13 protein-coding genes are annotated in these 14,593 nt (G+C 59.5%); 4 read left to right on the forward strand and 9 right to left on the reverse strand.

Translation table 11 applies throughout. From position 1 onward, the window contains the following. The first annotated feature begins 112 nt into the window (after positions 1–112). The 3 genes from FP2506_RS06760 to FP2506_RS06770 all read left to right on the forward strand — a co-directional run bounded on the left by FP2506_RS06760 (position 113) and on the right by FP2506_RS06770 (position 4,588). On the forward strand, positions 113–1,603 hold the full coding sequence (locus tag FP2506_RS06760; protein ID WP_007066675.1) for a replicative DNA helicase: 1,491 nt from the start codon (positions 113–115) through the stop codon (positions 1,601–1,603). A 46-nt stretch (positions 1,604–1,649) separates the two neighbouring features. Next, entirely contained in the window at positions 1,650–2,804 is a 1,155-nt protein-coding gene (gene alr, locus FP2506_RS06765; RefSeq protein ID WP_040489496.1) for an alanine racemase, read from the forward strand. A 203-nt stretch (positions 2,805–3,007) separates the two neighbouring features. Continuing rightward, on the forward strand, positions 3,008–4,588 hold the full coding sequence (locus FP2506_RS06770) for a vWA domain-containing protein (RefSeq protein WP_148227494.1): 1,581 nt from the start codon (positions 3,008–3,010) through the stop codon (positions 4,586–4,588). Positions 4,589–4,667: 79 nt separating this feature from the next. On the opposite strand, the gene FP2506_RS06775 is transcribed toward FP2506_RS06770, so the two are convergent. The 9 genes from FP2506_RS06775 to glpD all read right to left on the reverse strand — a co-directional run bounded on the left by FP2506_RS06775 (position 4,668) and on the right by glpD (position 13,554). Continuing rightward, positions 4,668–5,033 carry a hypothetical protein gene (locus tag FP2506_RS06775; RefSeq protein WP_148227495.1) on the reverse strand — a complete coding sequence of 122 codons (366 nt, stop codon included), beginning with the start codon at positions 5,031–5,033 and terminating at the stop codon, positions 4,668–4,670. Positions 5,034–5,374: 341 nt separating this feature from the next. Next, on the reverse strand, positions 5,375–7,228 hold the full coding sequence (locus FP2506_RS06780) for an ABC transporter substrate-binding protein (protein ID WP_007066679.1): 1,854 nt from the start codon (positions 7,226–7,228) through the stop codon (positions 5,375–5,377). A 65-nt stretch (positions 7,229–7,293) separates the two neighbouring features. Continuing rightward, on the reverse strand, positions 7,294–7,557 hold the full coding sequence (locus FP2506_RS06785; protein ID WP_007066680.1) for a DUF2160 domain-containing protein: 264 nt from the start codon (positions 7,555–7,557) through the stop codon (positions 7,294–7,296). A gap of 21 nt (positions 7,558–7,578) precedes the next feature. Further along, entirely contained in the window at positions 7,579–7,914 is a 336-nt protein-coding gene (locus FP2506_RS06790) for an SH3 domain-containing protein (RefSeq protein ID WP_007066681.1), read from the reverse strand. Next, positions 7,914–8,690 carry a carbohydrate ABC transporter permease gene (locus FP2506_RS06795; RefSeq protein ID WP_007066682.1) on the reverse strand — a complete coding sequence of 259 codons (777 nt, stop codon included), beginning with the start codon at positions 8,688–8,690 and terminating at the stop codon, positions 7,914–7,916. The genes FP2506_RS06790 and FP2506_RS06795 overlap by 1 nt, the downstream gene beginning before the upstream one ends. Positions 8,691–8,818: 128 nt before the next feature. Then, positions 8,819–9,694, reverse strand: coding sequence for a carbohydrate ABC transporter permease (locus FP2506_RS06800; protein ID WP_007066683.1), 876 nt, complete (start codon positions 9,692–9,694; stop codon positions 8,819–8,821). Beyond that, complete coding sequence (locus FP2506_RS06805; RefSeq protein ID WP_007066684.1) at positions 9,694–10,791, reverse strand: ABC transporter ATP-binding protein; 1,098 nt, start codon at positions 10,789–10,791, stop codon at positions 9,694–9,696. Before FP2506_RS06805 ends, FP2506_RS06800 begins: the two co-directional genes overlap by 1 nt. 6 nt (positions 10,792–10,797) lie before the next feature. Next, the gene (locus FP2506_RS06810; protein ID WP_007066685.1) at positions 10,798–11,886 is read right to left on the reverse strand and encodes an ABC transporter ATP-binding protein; all 1,089 of its coding nucleotides are present in this window, start codon (positions 11,884–11,886) and stop codon (positions 10,798–10,800) included. 15 nt (positions 11,887–11,901) lie between these two features. After that, the gene (gene glpD, locus FP2506_RS06815; RefSeq protein WP_007066686.1) at positions 11,902–13,554 is read right to left on the reverse strand and encodes a glycerol-3-phosphate dehydrogenase; all 1,653 of its coding nucleotides are present in this window, start codon (positions 13,552–13,554) and stop codon (positions 11,902–11,904) included. Between the two features lie 208 nt (positions 13,555–13,762). Between glpD and FP2506_RS06820 the strand changes: the two genes are divergently transcribed. Beyond that, positions 13,763–14,521, forward strand: coding sequence for a DeoR/GlpR family DNA-binding transcription regulator (locus FP2506_RS06820; RefSeq protein ID WP_040488988.1), 759 nt, complete (start codon positions 13,763–13,765; stop codon positions 14,519–14,521). Positions 14,522–14,593: the final 72 nt, after the last annotated feature.

The following is a 14,593-nucleotide window of genomic DNA, read 5'->3' on the forward strand; positions in this document are numbered from 1 at the left end:
GCCAGACGTCTGTCTGCGACACACGCGCAAATGCTCCGTGATGTGATTGTCTTCCCGGCGTCGGCTCGTGTATTTCGGTCAACACGGCGGCAGACGAGGATGCGAAACGACGATGGCTCAGGCCCTTCGAAAGCTCGAGCAGGACGAACAAACGCTTTATCGGGAGGCGCCGAACAACCTGGAGGCCGAACAGGCGCTGCTTGGTGCCATCCTCGTCAACAACGACGCCTATTACATCGTCCATGACTTCCTGAAGGCGGACCATTTCTACGAGCCGCTGCACCGGGACATCTTCGCCAAGGCCTCGGAGATGATCCGGATGGGCAAAATCGCCAATCCGGTGACGATCAAGACCTTCCTCGCCGCCGACCAGCGCATCGGCGAGATGACGATCTCGCAATATATTGCGCGCCTCGCGGCGGAAGCGACGACCATCATCAACACCGGCGACTATGGTCGCGCGATCTACGATCTGGCTATCCGCCGCTCGCTGATCCGGATCGGCGAGGACGTCGTCAATATTGCCTTCGACGCGCCGGTCGACATGGAGCCGAAGAGCCAGATCGAGGATGCCGAGCGCAGGCTCTTCGAACTTGCGGAGACCGGACGTTACGACGGAGGCTTCCAATCCTTCCGCGACGCGATCGACACGGCCGTCCAGATGGCGACAGCTGCAAAGGATCGCGACGGTGGTCTTTCTGGAATTTCCTGCGGAATGCACTCGATCGACCGGAAGATGGGCGGCCTTCAACCATCCGACCTGATCATCCTCGCCGGCCGTCCCGCCATGGGAAAGACATCGCTCGCGACGAATATCGCTTTCAATGTCGCGTCGGCCTACGAGCCTGCAGAGCAGGCAGACGGGACCTTCAAGGCAAGGAACGGTGGGGTCGTCGGGTTCTTCAGCCTGGAGATGTCAGCCGAGCAGCTCGCGACGCGTATCATCTCCGAGCAGACGGAGATTTCGTCGTCCAAGATCCGCCGCGGCGAAATTAACGACACTGAGCTGCAGAAGCTGATCGCCTGCACGGAGATGATGAGCAAAATCCCGCTCTACATCGACCAGACCGGCGGCATCTCCATCGCCCAACTTGCCGCCAGGGCCCGGCGGCTGAAGCGCCAGCGCGGCCTTGATCTCATGGTTATCGACTATGTGCAGCTGATGACCGGCTCTTCCCGGAAATCCTCCGAGAACCGCGTTCAGGAAATCACCGAGATTACGACCGGCCTCAAGGCCCTCGCGAAGGAACTCGGCGTTCCAATCATCGCGCTTTCCCAGCTCTCTCGACAGGTCGAAAGCCGCGAGGACAAGCGCCCCCAGCTCTCAGACCTTCGCGAATCCGGCTCCATCGAGCAGGACGCGGACGTCGTGCTGTTCGTCTATCGCGATGAATATTACCTAGCGAACCGCGAGCCGAAGCCCGGCACCGACGAGCACCTGAAATGGGAGCAGGCACTGAACGAGGCGCGCGGGAAGGGCGATGTCATCATCGCCAAACAGCGCCACGGCCCCGTCGGAACGGTTTCGCTGGCTTTCCAGGCCGAATACACCCGGTTCTCTGATCTGGCGGACGACGCTTATCTGCCGGAACAGACCTACTAAGGCACGCGTGATGCGGCTTGAGGGACTGAGCGCGAATCTGGGAGCTGTGCACGAGCTCGAGGGTTCACTCCTCAGGCAGTTCGAGCGACTGCCACGGGTCGAGATCGATCGGGGTGCGTTAAAGCGAAATTGGGCGGCGCTTGCCTCCATCCATCCGAACGCCCAGACGGGTGCCGCTGTAAAGGCAGACGGTTATGGTCTCGGGGCGGTGGAAGTGAGCCGGGCGCTGTTCGAGGCCGGATGCCGAAATTTCTTTGTTGCCTGGCCGGAAGAAGGACAGATTGTCAGGAGCGCTCTGGCCCCCAAAAACAAGAACGCGCGCGTGTTCGTGCTGCAGGGTATGGAACCTGCAGCGGTTCGCTTTCTGACGGATCACGACCTTGTCCCGGTGCTCTCCAGTCCTGACGATCTTACAATTTGGACGGAGGGACTGACCGCACTTGCTCGCCGTGCCCCGGCCGCGCTTCAGCTCGAAACCGGCATGAACAGGCTTGGTCTCGATGAGCGCGGTTTAGGGAAGGCGATGGCGCTCGTAGAGGCCGGCGAGCTTGAGGTCGCACTGCTTCTGACCCACCTCGCGAGCGCCGATGTCTCGCCAGAGGACAGCGAGGCCCAACGCATCCGCTTTTCAGCTATGAGCGCTCGCTTTCCTTATATTTCACGCTCACTTGCCAACTCCGCGGGGCTCGTCTGCGGCGAAAGTTTTGGTCTCGACCTCACGCGGCCGGGTATCGCACTCTACGGTGGAATGGGGTGCCTCGGGGGGCTGATTGCAACGGAACCGGTCGCGCGCCTCAGCGCTGCAGTCATACAGGTTCGCGAAGTCGAAGCTGGGGAGAAGGTAGGCTACGCAGGCGCGGCGCGGCTGACGCGCAGAACGATCATTGCAACTCTCGGGATCGGATACGGCGATGGCTATCTTCGCGCACTTTCGGGAGCTGGTGTTCCATTGCGAATGGATCGACCCGCCGCAAGCGCAGTGATATCTGGATGCGCAGTGCCAGTCTTGGGCCGAATTTCGATGGATCTGACGCTGCTCGACGTGACCGACCTCCCCGCAGGCTCGGTGCGACCTGGCGACCGAGCCGAACTTTTTGGCCCGAATATGCCAATCGATAAGGTCGCAGAGGCTGCCGGGACGATCCCCTATGAACTTCTGACAGGTCTCGGCCCGCGTGTTCAGCGGGTTTGGCGGAATTGAAACGGAAGTATCGAGCAGTTCAACATGTAATGGAATCTAATACTTACGTAGATATTACACTAAATTGAAGGGATACGCTTATACAACGCTAACCTTCCGACCAGATAGCTTGCAATCGACGCAATCATCTAACCAGATGTTCACGCGTGCATGAGAGTCTGCCGATCTCTGCCTCCGGGCGTCAACTCAAATCGGTTCCTGTCATGACGTCAGTTATCAAAGAGTTCCTGAAGCAATATCGCGATGATCGGCGCGGTCAATTCGCAGTCATCACTTGTCTGGCTCTCGTCCCACTCATCGCTGCAGCGGGCGGTGCCGTCGATCTCTGGAACGCCCGACGTGTCCAGAACGCGGTGCAGAACGCGGTGGATACTTCGGCCCTTGCGGCAGTAAGCTACAGTGGCGAAGAGCAGACAGAGCGAGAAAAACGAGCAGACACGCTGTTCCTCAACAATACGGCGGGAATTGCTATCGAAGACACAGATCTTTCCGAAGAGGACGGAGCTTGGGTCTATAAGGCAGAGTATAAGATCAAGACCAATTTCTTGCGTGTCGTCGGCATCGACGAGTTCGAGATGGAGAGCCAGGGTGCTGCTGCTCTCGCAAACTCGCCGATGGATGTCGTCCTCGTTCTCGACTCGTCTGGATCGATGGCGCAGGACAACCGGATGGTCGAACTCAAGGCCTCCGTGAAGCTCTTCCTCGAGGAGTTCAAATCGAACGATCTGACTCAAGTCGCGCTCGTCCCCTTTGACACCCAAGTCAAAGCGACCAGTTCTCTGTTCGGGGCGGCCGGCAACGTCTCAGTTGCGAACCCGCTTGCGACGGGCTCCTGCGCGACAATTTCTGATCCGTTGGACAGGGACGCTTGCTACGCTTCCCAGAACGCGGCGCCGCCGGTCGTCGACTGCTCGAAATTGACGGATCTCATCGACGCAGTTCTATGCGGAGTAAACAATCTTGGCTTCAAGGTTGGGACAACCGCGATAACTGATCTGCGCTACATCTCTGACCGGCGATACGATGCGTTCATTGACGGAAATATGTTCCGGATTACGCGGAAGATCGGCGAAGCAGATTGCAGCAGCGTTTGCACTTGGAAGAAGACCTACTCGACAACGACCATCTTCGAAACCGCCGCCGGCGGCGGGGCTCCTGCGACCAGCAAGCCGAACGACGCCGAGACTCCGAACAACGATCTCATTGCGCAGTATCCGGGTCCATGGCCCCGGTGCTTCGTCGACAGGTCGCAGCCGTACGATGCGAACGCTACGGCGATGAATATCAGCCAGAAAGATACGATTTATCCCGAAGCCCATTGCGCGACGGGATCTCTCGAGCCAATCACCGGCCTGACCTTCGACCTTCAGTCCGTCGAGACCGCGGTCAACAAGTTAACGCCATCCGGCAACACCAATGTCACCATCGGTGTTCAATGGGGCATGGAAGCGCTGACGGCCGCCGCGCCTCTTACTGGTGTCCGCACCGGCAGCGAAGTGCGCAAGGTGATGATCGTCCTGACGGACGGACTCAACACGCAAAATCGTTGGTGGGGTTCACGCGACCGCAACAAGATTGATGCGCGGACGCTGGCAGCCTGCAATAACGCCAAAGCAATGGGCATCGAACTCTATACGGTGCGACTCGTAGAGGGGAACGAAGACCTTCTCAAGACCTGCGCGGAGACTGAAGACAAATACCACTACGTGACTTCCGCATCGCAATTGAAGACGACATTTGCGGATCTCGCTCGGCAGGTGAAGGGCGTGCGGCTTGCCTGGTAAATGAGTTCCCTTTCTCTTCTGACTTCCAGGACAGAAGTTCCGCGCTGCCCCTTATCGTGATGCGGTAAGGGGCAGCGCGTCAGAAGAGGCCAAGTGCCTGGCAATTCGAAAAGGCAACGAGCTTATCCGACCCGGAGTCGGCGGCCTCACGAACCTCGGTCCTTGCCGACACCGGATCTGTCACGACTCTGAAGATTCCGCTGCGCTTCTTCCGGCCATTCGCGCTCGCTGCGTTGTAGAGGCCACAGGTAACGAGTTTGCCATCCTTCGTCCGCCCGGTGTCCAGTCCGCGCAGGCCGACCTCCCACGAAGCAGGAAAGAGTGCGCGCACTGCTTGCCGTACGGATCGATCTTCGGTCGAGCTTAGTCGGGCGGGGGTCGTTTTCTCGAAGGTCTCGCCGCCATCCCGGGTCATCACCTCCACGACATCAGACATCTTCGGCATCGAGATGTCTTGGAGTTTGGTGATGCCGGCGGTTCCAAAGAAGGTACAGCCCACAAGCGACTGGCTTACAAGCAGCAATCCTAAAACCCGAAGCCGCATGGCGACACGCTCCTGAATGTGCGGGTCGTTTCCTCTTCAGAACTACTTCCCGGACGGGAGTCGTTCCCATTCGGGCGGAGAGAAATCGAAGAAAGCGGCGTCATTCAGGCAGTTACGGCATTTTCGGCGCAGGCCGAAAGGTAAACGAAGAGCTTATCATGTGAGAAGGGCGGCCAGCGGCCGCCCTATCCGATCAATCGATAACGATCCGAGCTCGACCCTTCGAGCCCGGACCATTCAGGTCAATTCGCCGGCGCTTCCTCGCTCGACGACGCCTCTTGCGCGGCGGGCTCTTCCATCGAGCCGCTCTCGCTGGCGCCGTCACCCGAGGTGGCTTCGCCTGTCGAACCTCCGTCGGAGGCCTGACCTTGCGACCAACGCTGGATCAGATCGTCATAGGCGATCGTCTCCGGCTCAGGATCCTCGTTCTCGATTTTGGCCTTGGGCGAGCCCTCTTCATCCAGCCACTCCTGCGGGTCGCGCTCCTCGTTGAGGACTGGACCAAGATCACCCTGGATGCCGGCACGTTCGAGGCGGCTCATGACCTGCTCCATGTCTGCGCAGAGCTTGTCGAGCGCTTCCTGGCTCGTCTTGGCGCCGCTCATCGCGTCACCGATGTTCTGCCACCAGAGCTGCGCAAGCTTCGGATAGTCCGGCACGTTGGTGCCCGTGGGCGACCACCGGACCCGGTCAGGCGAGCGATAGAACTCGACGAGACCGCCAAGACGCGGAGCGCGTTCGGAGAAGTGGTCGGAGTTGATCGTCGACTCACGGATGAAGGTGAGACCGACATCGGACTTCTTCACGTCGACCGTCTTGGAGGTGACGAACTGAGCGTAGAGCCAGGCGGCCTTGGCGCGATCGACCGGGGTCGATTCAAGGATCGTCCAGGACCCGACGTCCTGATAGCCGATCTTCATGCCGTCTTCCCAGTAGGCGCCGTGCGGCGAGGGAGCCATGCGCCATTTCGGCGTGCCATCCTCGTTTAGAACTGCATCGGCGCCGTCACCCACCATGTTGGCGGTAAAGGCGGTATACCAGAACATCTGCTGGGCGATATTGCCCTGCGCCGGGATCGGACCCGCCTCGGAGAAGGTCATGCCCGCAGCCTGCGGCGGGGAGTACTTCTGGAGCCACTCGATCGCCTTGTTGACGGCATAGACGGCCGCCGGCGAGTTCGCCGCGCCGCCGCGGGCTACGCAGGCGCCGACCGGCTGGCTGTTCTCGTTGACGCGAATGCCCCATTCATCCACCGGAAGGCCGTTTGGCTCACCCGTCGAGCCCATGCCGGCCATAGACATCCAGGCATCGGTATAGCGCCAGCCGAGCGACGGGTCCTTCTTGCCGTAGTCCATGTTGCCGTAGACGCCGGAGGACGGCTCGCCGTCGATATAGCTCATGTCGCGGCCGGTGAAGAATTCGGCGATATCCTCGTAGGCACTCCAGTTGACCGGCACGCCGAGTTCGTAGCCGTATTCGTTCTGGAAGTCCGTACGGGTCTTCTCGTCGTTGAACCAGTCGTAACGGAACCAGTAGAGGTTCGCGAACTGCTGGTCCGGCAGCTGGTAGAGATTGCCGTCGGGCCCGGTCGTGAACTGGGTGCCGATGAAGTCTTCGAGGTCGAGCGTCGGGCTTGTGACGTCGGCGCCCTCACCCGACATCCATTCGGTGAGATTGCGGGCCTGGCCGTAGCGCCAGTGAGTGCCGATCAGGTCGGAATCGTTGACATAAGCGTCGTAGACGTTTTCGCCCGACTGCATCTGCACCTGCAAACGTTCGACGACGTCGCCTTCGCCGATCAGGTCGTGGGTGACGTTGATGCCGGTGATCGCCGTGAAGGCCGGCGCGAGGACCTGGCTCTCATATTCGTGTGTCGTAATCGTTTCGGAAACAACGTTGATGCTCATGCCCTGCATTGGCTCAGCGGCATCGACGAACCACTGCATCTCCTCTTCCTGCTGTTCGCGGGTGAGAGTCGAAACGCCATTGATCTCCTCGTCGAGGAACTGGCGGGCTTCCTCCATGCCGGCCTTGGCAGGCACGGCCAGCGCGGCCAGGAGGCCCAGCGCTGTGGTTGTCTTGAGTACGAGGTTCATTCATTCCTCCCTAGATTGGAACCTTGGCTGAAACGGCGGTCCTCCGAGACCGCCGGATGAACTCCTCAGACGGTCTTGAAAACGACCGCCAGGAAGAGAAGCGAGATCGCGAGGCCAGCCCACTGGGTGATGTCGGTGAGGCCGAGCCAGGCGAGATTGATGAAGGCCATTGAAAGAAGCCCGATGAAGAGCCGATCTCCGCGGGTCGTTTCCATTCGCAGGATGCCGCGCCGGGGCGTTTCTGGGTAGCGTATCGCGAGCATCGTGAACACGGCGAGCGTCGCCGCGATGATCGCGAAGAAGGCCATCGTTGGCCACGTCCAGGCCATCCAAGACATCAGTCGGTCTCCTTACGGATAGAATTCGCACCAAGCGTCGTAGATCCAGCCGCGAAAAGTCGTCTCGCGGCCATTGATGGCTCCGTTTTCAACGTAGAGCCATCGCTCCTTGGGCGGCGCCTTGATGTAGGCAGCATCTCCATTGCGGAGACTGCCGATCTGTGGATACCCGGTTCCGGGCCCGCTGCGCAGCGCCAGAAACCCATCGCCGTTCGGATCGAGTCCCCTCACCAGGCAACCGGTTTCCACTTCGGTCGTCCGGTTGGAGGGGACGACGATCTGCTGCGCTGATGCGAACGGTATGCCGACCGTCGTTGCGAGCAAACAGGCAAGCGGGAGCGACTGCATCAGACCCTCCCCAGGGCGAAGCCGGATGCGATATAATTGCGGACGAAGTAGATGACTAGCGCACCGGGAATGATCGTCAGGATCCCCGCCGCCGCGAGCACGCCCCAGTCGACGCCGGCCGCGCCCATGGTGCGGGTCATGGTCGCTGCGATCGGTTTGGCATCCACCGAGGTCAGCGTGCGCGAAAGTAACAGTTCGACCCACGAGAACATGAAGCAGAAGAAGGCCGCGACGCCGATACCGCTCGCGATCAGCGGCATGAAGATCTTCACGAAAAAGCGCGGGAACGAATAGCCGTCGATATAGGCCGTCTCGTCGATCTCCCGCGGCACGCCGCGCATGAAGCCTTCGAGAATCCAGACCGCCAGCGGCACGTTGAAGAGGCAATGGGCCAGCGCCACGGCAATATGCGTGTCGAAAAGTTCGACCGAGGAATAGAGCTGGAAGAACGGCAGAGCGAAGACGGCCGGAGGCGCCATCCGGTTCGTCAGCAGCCAGAAAAACAGGTGCTTGTCGCCCATGAACTGGTAGCGGCTGAATGCGTATGCAGCCGGCAGTGCCACCGTGACCGAAATGACGGTGTTCATCACCACATACGCGATCGAATTGACGTAGCCCATGTACCAGGAGGGATCCGTCAGGATCTTCTCGAAGTTCCGAAGCGTCGGATATTGCGGGACAAGTGAAAAGGACGAGAGAATCTCCGAGTTCGTCTGGAAGCTCATGTTGAGCAGCCAGTAAATCGGAAGAAGCAGAAAGAGCAGGTAGATCGTCATGACGACCCCCGAACCGGACGGCGTTAGCCGCTGCAATACGGACGGCCTCGCTCGGCTCTTGGTTCTTGCCCCGGTCTGGTTCGCCGACGCCCGATGCGCGGCGCCCGTCGTTGAAGTGGCGGCGTCGCTCATTGCGTTCCGTCCCTCTTATCGAGATTGGTCATGACGATGTAAAAGACGTAGGAGATCGTCAGAATGACAAGGAAGTACATGATCGAGAAGGCGGCGGCCGGACCCAGATCGAACTGACCGAGCGCCATTTTGACGAGGTCGATCGACAGGAAGGTCGTCGCATTGCCGGGTCCGCCGCCGGTCACGACGAACGGCTCGGTGTAGATCATGAACGAGTCCATGAAGCGCAACAGGATCGCGATCATCAGCACGCCGCTCATTTTCGGCAGTTCGATGTAGCGGAACACCGCCCAGCGCGACGCCTGATCGATCTTGGCGGCCTGATAATAGGCATCCGGAATGGACTGCAGGCCGGCATAGGCAAGGAGCGCGACCAGCGATGTCCAGTGCCAGACGTCCATGACGATGACGGTCGTCCAGGCGGCGAAGAAGTCCTGGGTATAGTTGTAATTGATACCGAGCGAGCGCAGCGTGTAGCCGAGAAGGCCGATATCGACGCGGGCGAAGATCTGCCAGATCGTGCCGACGACGTTCCACGGAATGAGCAGCGGCAAGCTCATCAGCACGAGGCACACAGAAGCCCAGAAGCCTTTTTTCGGCATATTGAGCGCGACGAAGATGCCGAGAGGCACCTCAATCGCAAGGATGATTCCGGAGAAGACCAGCTGGCGCTGGAGAGCGTTCCACATTCGGTCCGAGGCGAGAAGCTGTTCGAACCAGTCAAGCCCTGCCCAGAAGAAGACGTTGTTGCCGAAGGTGTCCTGGACCGAATAGTTGACCACCGTCATCAGTGGGATGACCGCAGAAAATGCGACCAGGATCAGAACGGGGAGGACGAGGAACCAGGCTTTGTGATTGACGGTCTTTTCCATCAGGCCGCCCTCCTTCCCACTGAAGAACCATGCGGCTCGACGCGCCAATCGTCGGAATAGATGTTGACGCGCCCCGGCTCGAAAACGACCGTCTGGCCGTCGGTGGCGATCGCCTCGCCCTCGCCGGCGATGATGTTGAGCGGCGCCCCCAAGACACGCGCCCGGACGATTCGATGGCGCCCGACGTCCTCGACGCGGTCGATGGTTGCGGGCAGCCCTTCACCCTTCGACAGCTTCACATGCTCCGGCCGAACTCCGAGCTGTATTCGCCCGGAAGGCCGGCCGTAATCACTGCCAAGCGCGATCCGATTACCGTCGACCGTCGCAGTTTCACCCTCGACCGAACATTCCAGGAAATTCATGCCCGGCGATCCGATGAAATAGCCGACGAAGGTGTGCTCGGGCCGCTCGAAGAGCTCGTCCGGCGTGCCGATCTGCACAACCCGACCGTCATGCATGACGACGACCCGATCTGCGAAGGTCAGAGCTTCGGTCTGGTCATGGGTGACGTAGATCATCGTGTGGCCGAACTGTCGATGCAGCTCCTTCAACTGGGTGCGCAGCTGCCACTTCATGTGTGGATCGATCACCGTCAGCGGCTCGTCGAAGAGGAGCGCGTTAACGTCTTCGCGCACCATGCCACGTCCAAGGCTGATCTTCTGCTTTGCGTCCGCCGCAAGGCCCCTCGCCTTCCGGTCGAGCTGATCGGTCATGCCGATCATGTCGCCGATCCGCTCGACGCGCTCCTTGATTATTCCGGCGTCCAGCCCGCGATTCTTGAGTGGGAAAGCGAGATTCTCGCGCACCGTCATGGTGTCGTAGACCACTGGGAACTGGAACACCTGCGCGATATTGCGCTGCGCCGTCGGCGCTTCGGTTACGTCGTTGCCATTGAACAGGATGCTCCCCTGAGATGGGATCAGCAAGCCCGAAATGATGTTGAGCAGCGTAGACTTTCCGCAACCGGAAGGCCCGAGCAACGCGTAGGCCTCCCCGTCGCGCCAAACATGGTCGATCTCCTTCAGTGCCCAATCATCCTCTTGGGACGGGTTGGGAAGGTAGGAGTGAGCGAGGTTCTTAAGCGTAATCTGCGCCATAATCCCTCAAGCAGCCTGAGCGTAGGAGGCGGGGGCGATCAAAGCGCCAGCCTCATCAAAGAGATAGACGTGTTTCGGCGCGAGATAGACAGAAACCTCCTGTTTCGCATCGAGATGACGCACGCCGTGAACGAGCCCAATCCACCGGTCCTTACCGTGGTCGAGGTGGACGAAGGTTTCCGAGCCGGTGATCTCCGTGACGGAGACGGTAGCGCGAAAGGCGAAAGCTGAGGTCTGCGGCTGTTCGAGTTCCAGATGGTTCGGACGGAAACCTGCGATGTAAACGCCATCCGAAAGTTCCGAAAACGAGCCAATCGCGTTCTTCGTGTTGCCGTCACCGAAATCGAGACCGCTGCCCCGCTTCTCGACCCTCATGAAATTCATAGGTGGATCGGAGAAGACACGAGCCGTTGTCGCATCGACCGGCTGACGATAGACCGTGGGTGTCGGACCGAACTGCGTGACACGGCCTTCCCATAAAGTAGCTGTATTGCCGCCGAGAAGTAATGCTTCCTCTGGCTCCGTGGTCGCATAGACGAAGATCGAGCCGCTCTCTTCGAAGATCTTCGGAATTTCTACCCGTAACTCTTCACGCAGCTTGTAATCGAGATTGGCGAGCGGTTCGTCGAGAAGCACGAGACCTGCATTCTTCACGAGTGCGCGAGCAAGCGCGCAACGCTGCTGCTGGCCGCCGGACAGTTCCAGCGGCTTGCGGTCGAGCATCGGCGTCAGCTTCATCAATTCGGCAGCCTTGCGCACTTCACGGTCGATCTCAGCCTTCGGACGGCCGGACAAGCGCATGGGGCTCGCAATATTGTCGTAAACACTCATCGAAGGGTAGTTGATGAACTGTTGGTAGACCATCGCGATCTGCCGATCCTGAACCCGGACCCCGGTGACGTCCTCATCGTTCCAAAGAATGCGGCCCTCGGTTGGTCGGTCGAGACCGGCCATCAGCCGCATCAGGGAGGTCTTGCCGGCATTGGTCGGGCCGAGCAGAACGTTCATCGTACCTTTTTCCAGGGTGAGATCGGTGGAATGGATGTGAGTGCTGCCGCGCACCACTTTCGAAACACCGTCGAGCTTCAGCGCCATTGCATTGCCTCCGACCTATTCCGCCGCGTTCGCGAGCGAGTCGCCGCGCGAAGCCATGAATCTATCCAACGCTGCAATCTCCTTCGCATCAAGGCGTAATCCGAGTTTCGAGCGCCGCCAGACGACATCCTCTGCGGTTCTTGCGAATTCCCTGTCCATGAGCCATTTGACCTCTGCCTCGGTCAGGTTGGCGCCAAAGTCGCGGCCGAGATCGGAAACGGTCTTCGCCGCGCCGAGAAGCGCGCTGGCTTCGGTTCCATAGGCCTTCGTCAAACGCCGAGCCCAACGATCGGTCAGAAATGGGTGATCGGCTTTGAGACGTTTGACGAGCGCTTCCGTCTCATCGACTCCGAAGTCACCGCCGGGCAAGGCCGCACCCGCAGTCCATGACCGCGTTTTTCTGCCAAGCGCTTCGTCGATGTGGCTCAGCGCGCCTTCAGACAGACGGCGATAGGTCGTTATCTTACCGCCGAAGATATTGAGGAGCGGAGCGCCGTTCCGATCGAGCTTCAGGACGTAGTCGCGAGTTGCAGCCGTTGCACTCGAGGCACCATCGTCGAACAGAGGACGGACGCCGGAATAATCCCATACGACGTCTTCCGCCTCAAGGCTCTTTTCGAAGTAGCGGTTGACGAAACTGAGGAGGTAGTCGCGCTCCTTCGTGGACGTCTCAGGCTTCTCTTCGGGATCGGCGTGCTCCTGATCCGTAGTACCGATTAGGGTGAAATCGGTCTCGTAAGGGATGACGAATATGATCCGGCCATCTTCGCCTTGGAGGAAATAGGCTTTGTCGTGATCGAATAGCTTCGGGACGACGAGATGACTACCGCGCACCAGCCGCACCGAATGTTCGTCGTTCGCGCGAGAAGACCGGGCGATGACATCGGCCGCCCACGGGCCGCCAGCGTTCACCAGCATTCGAGCATGGAACGTGCGACGCTCGCCGTTTTCGGTGTTCTCGGTCTCGACCACCCAATGACCGTCTTCACGATCAGCTCGGTTGACCTTGCAGCGGGTCATGATGCGCGCGCCACGCGCCGATGCATCGCGGGCGTTCAGAGCTACGAGACGGGAATCTTCCACCCAGCAGTCGGAGTATTCGAAAGCGGTCTTGAATTCATCCTTGAGCGGAACGCCGGCAGGATCTCGGTCGAGATCGACACTTTTGGCGCCTGGAAGGATCGTCCGTCCGCCCATCGCGTCATAGATGAAGAGACCCAGACGGATCATCCATGCCGGACGACGGCCCTTCGTCCAAGGCATGATCGTCGAAAGCAACTTTGAGGCCGGCGTATCTGTCTCGAAGCGCATCTTCGAATTGTAGGGGAGGACGAACCGCATCGGCCAAGCGATATGCGGCATCGCTTTGAGCAGAACTTCTCGTTCGTGCAGCGCCTCGCGGACCAGGCTGAACTCGAAATATTCGAGGTAGCGAAGTCCGCCATGAAAGAGCTTCGTGGATTTCGAGGACGTCGCGGATGCTAGGTCGTTCATCTCGGCGAGGGTTACCGAATAGCCTCGCCCGGCAGCATCGCGGGCAATACCACAGCCGTTCACGCCACCGCCTATAATAAACAGATCGACAACATGTTCGGTCGGCTGTGGCGTTTGTTCCACAACACTTCCCGAAGCCGGTGCAGCAATTTTGGTCTGAGATGGCGATGGCATCGCGTCACCCTCCCAAGCGGCGCAATCGTTCTTCTTTTCTTGCCATCGAATAAAACGCGCGGATGTTCATTTGTCAACCAATGATGTTCATATTGCCTTCATTGGCTTTCATTTCTTTGGAAAACGAAAAATCGCTTGTCAAAAGCAGGCCGGTTTCACACAATGAGCGCTCGCAAAGAGATAGCTGAAGGCGCGGAGGAACGGTTCTTTGACGCAACTTATGCGGCATCCTGAGATCCTCGAAATCGCGCGTGTCGAGGGGAAAGTCTCGGTCGAAGATCTCGCCGAGCGGTTTGAGGTCACAGCACAGACGATCCGCCGCGACCTCAGCGAACTTTGCGATTCCGGTCAGTTAAAGCGAGTGCACGGCGGAGCGATCCTCGCCTCCGGCGTTGCAAATATCGGCTATGAGGCACGACGCGCGTTGAACGCCGATGCGAAGGCAAGAATCGGTCGGGCAGCGGCCGCAGCGATCCCGAACGGGTCGTCGATCTTCATGAATATCGGCACCAGCACCGAGGCGGTGGCGCGCGAGATGCTGCACCATCGCGATCTACTGGTGATGACCAACAATCTTAACATCGCGAACATCCTCGCAGCGAATGGCAACTGCGAGGTCATCGTGGCAGGTGGTACGCTGCGCCGCAGCGATGGCGGCATCGTTGGCAGTATGACGAACCGCATGGTGGAGCAGTTCAAGTTTGACCTCGCGATCATCGGCTGCTCAGCCTTGGACGATGATGGTGACATCCTGGATTTCGACGTACAGGAAGTCGGAGTCAGCCAAGCAGCGCTCCAGCGAGCGCGCAACGTTATTCTCGTCGCCGACGCCTCGAAGTTCGAGCGAAACGCGCCTGCCTGCATAGCCAGCCTTGAAGCGGTGGATGTTTTCTATACGGACGCGAGCCTGTCCGAGCCACTTCTCGCGAAATGTCGGGGATGGGGCACAATCGTTGCGGTCTGTTGACGAGCGGTCAATCAATTCTGTTGCCTGTCACCCGGTATTCACGACAGCCGTATCTTTCCAGTCAAAGGGCTG

It is taken from the genome of Fulvimarina pelagi HTCC2506 (assembly GCF_000153705.1).
In the GTDB taxonomy this organism is placed as follows: domain Bacteria; phylum Pseudomonadota; class Alphaproteobacteria; order Rhizobiales; family Rhizobiaceae; genus Fulvimarina; species Fulvimarina pelagi.

What these genes read in the sequence shown, in the direction of transcription:
- FP2506_RS06775 (WP_148227495.1), bottom strand. Translation starts at nt 5,033, where the DNA reads ATGCCGAAGATGTCTGATGTCGTGGAGGTGATGACCCGGGATGGCGGC.
- FP2506_RS06780 (WP_007066679.1), bottom strand. Translation starts at nt 7,228, where the DNA reads ATGAACCTCGTACTCAAGACAACCACAGCGCTGGGCCTCCTGGCCGCG.
- FP2506_RS06795 (WP_007066682.1), bottom strand. Translation starts at nt 8,690, where the DNA reads ATGACGATCTACCTGCTCTTTCTGCTTCTTCCGATTTACTGGCTGCTC.
- FP2506_RS06770 (WP_148227494.1), top strand. Translation starts at nt 3,008, where the DNA reads ATGACGTCAGTTATCAAAGAGTTCCTGAAGCAATATCGCGATGATCGG.
- FP2506_RS06800 (WP_007066683.1), bottom strand. Translation starts at nt 9,694, where the DNA reads ATGGAAAAGACCGTCAATCACAAAGCCTGGTTCCTCGTCCTCCCCGTT.
- FP2506_RS06760 (WP_007066675.1), top strand. Translation starts at nt 113, where the DNA reads ATGGCTCAGGCCCTTCGAAAGCTCGAGCAGGACGAACAAACGCTTTAT.
- FP2506_RS06805 (WP_007066684.1), bottom strand. Translation starts at nt 10,791, where the DNA reads ATGGCGCAGATTACGCTTAAGAACCTCGCTCACTCCTACCTTCCCAAC.
- FP2506_RS06785 (WP_007066680.1), bottom strand. Translation starts at nt 7,557, where the DNA reads ATGGCCTGGACGTGGCCAACGATGGCCTTCTTCGCGATCATCGCGGCG.
- FP2506_RS06790 (WP_007066681.1), bottom strand. Translation starts at nt 7,914, where the DNA reads ATGCAGTCGCTCCCGCTTGCCTGTTTGCTCGCAACGACGGTCGGCATA.
- glpD (WP_007066686.1), bottom strand. Translation starts at nt 13,554, where the DNA reads ATGCCATCGCCATCTCAGACCAAAATTGCTGCACCGGCTTCGGGAAGT.
- FP2506_RS06810 (WP_007066685.1), bottom strand. Translation starts at nt 11,886, where the DNA reads ATGGCGCTGAAGCTCGACGGTGTTTCGAAAGTGGTGCGCGGCAGCACT.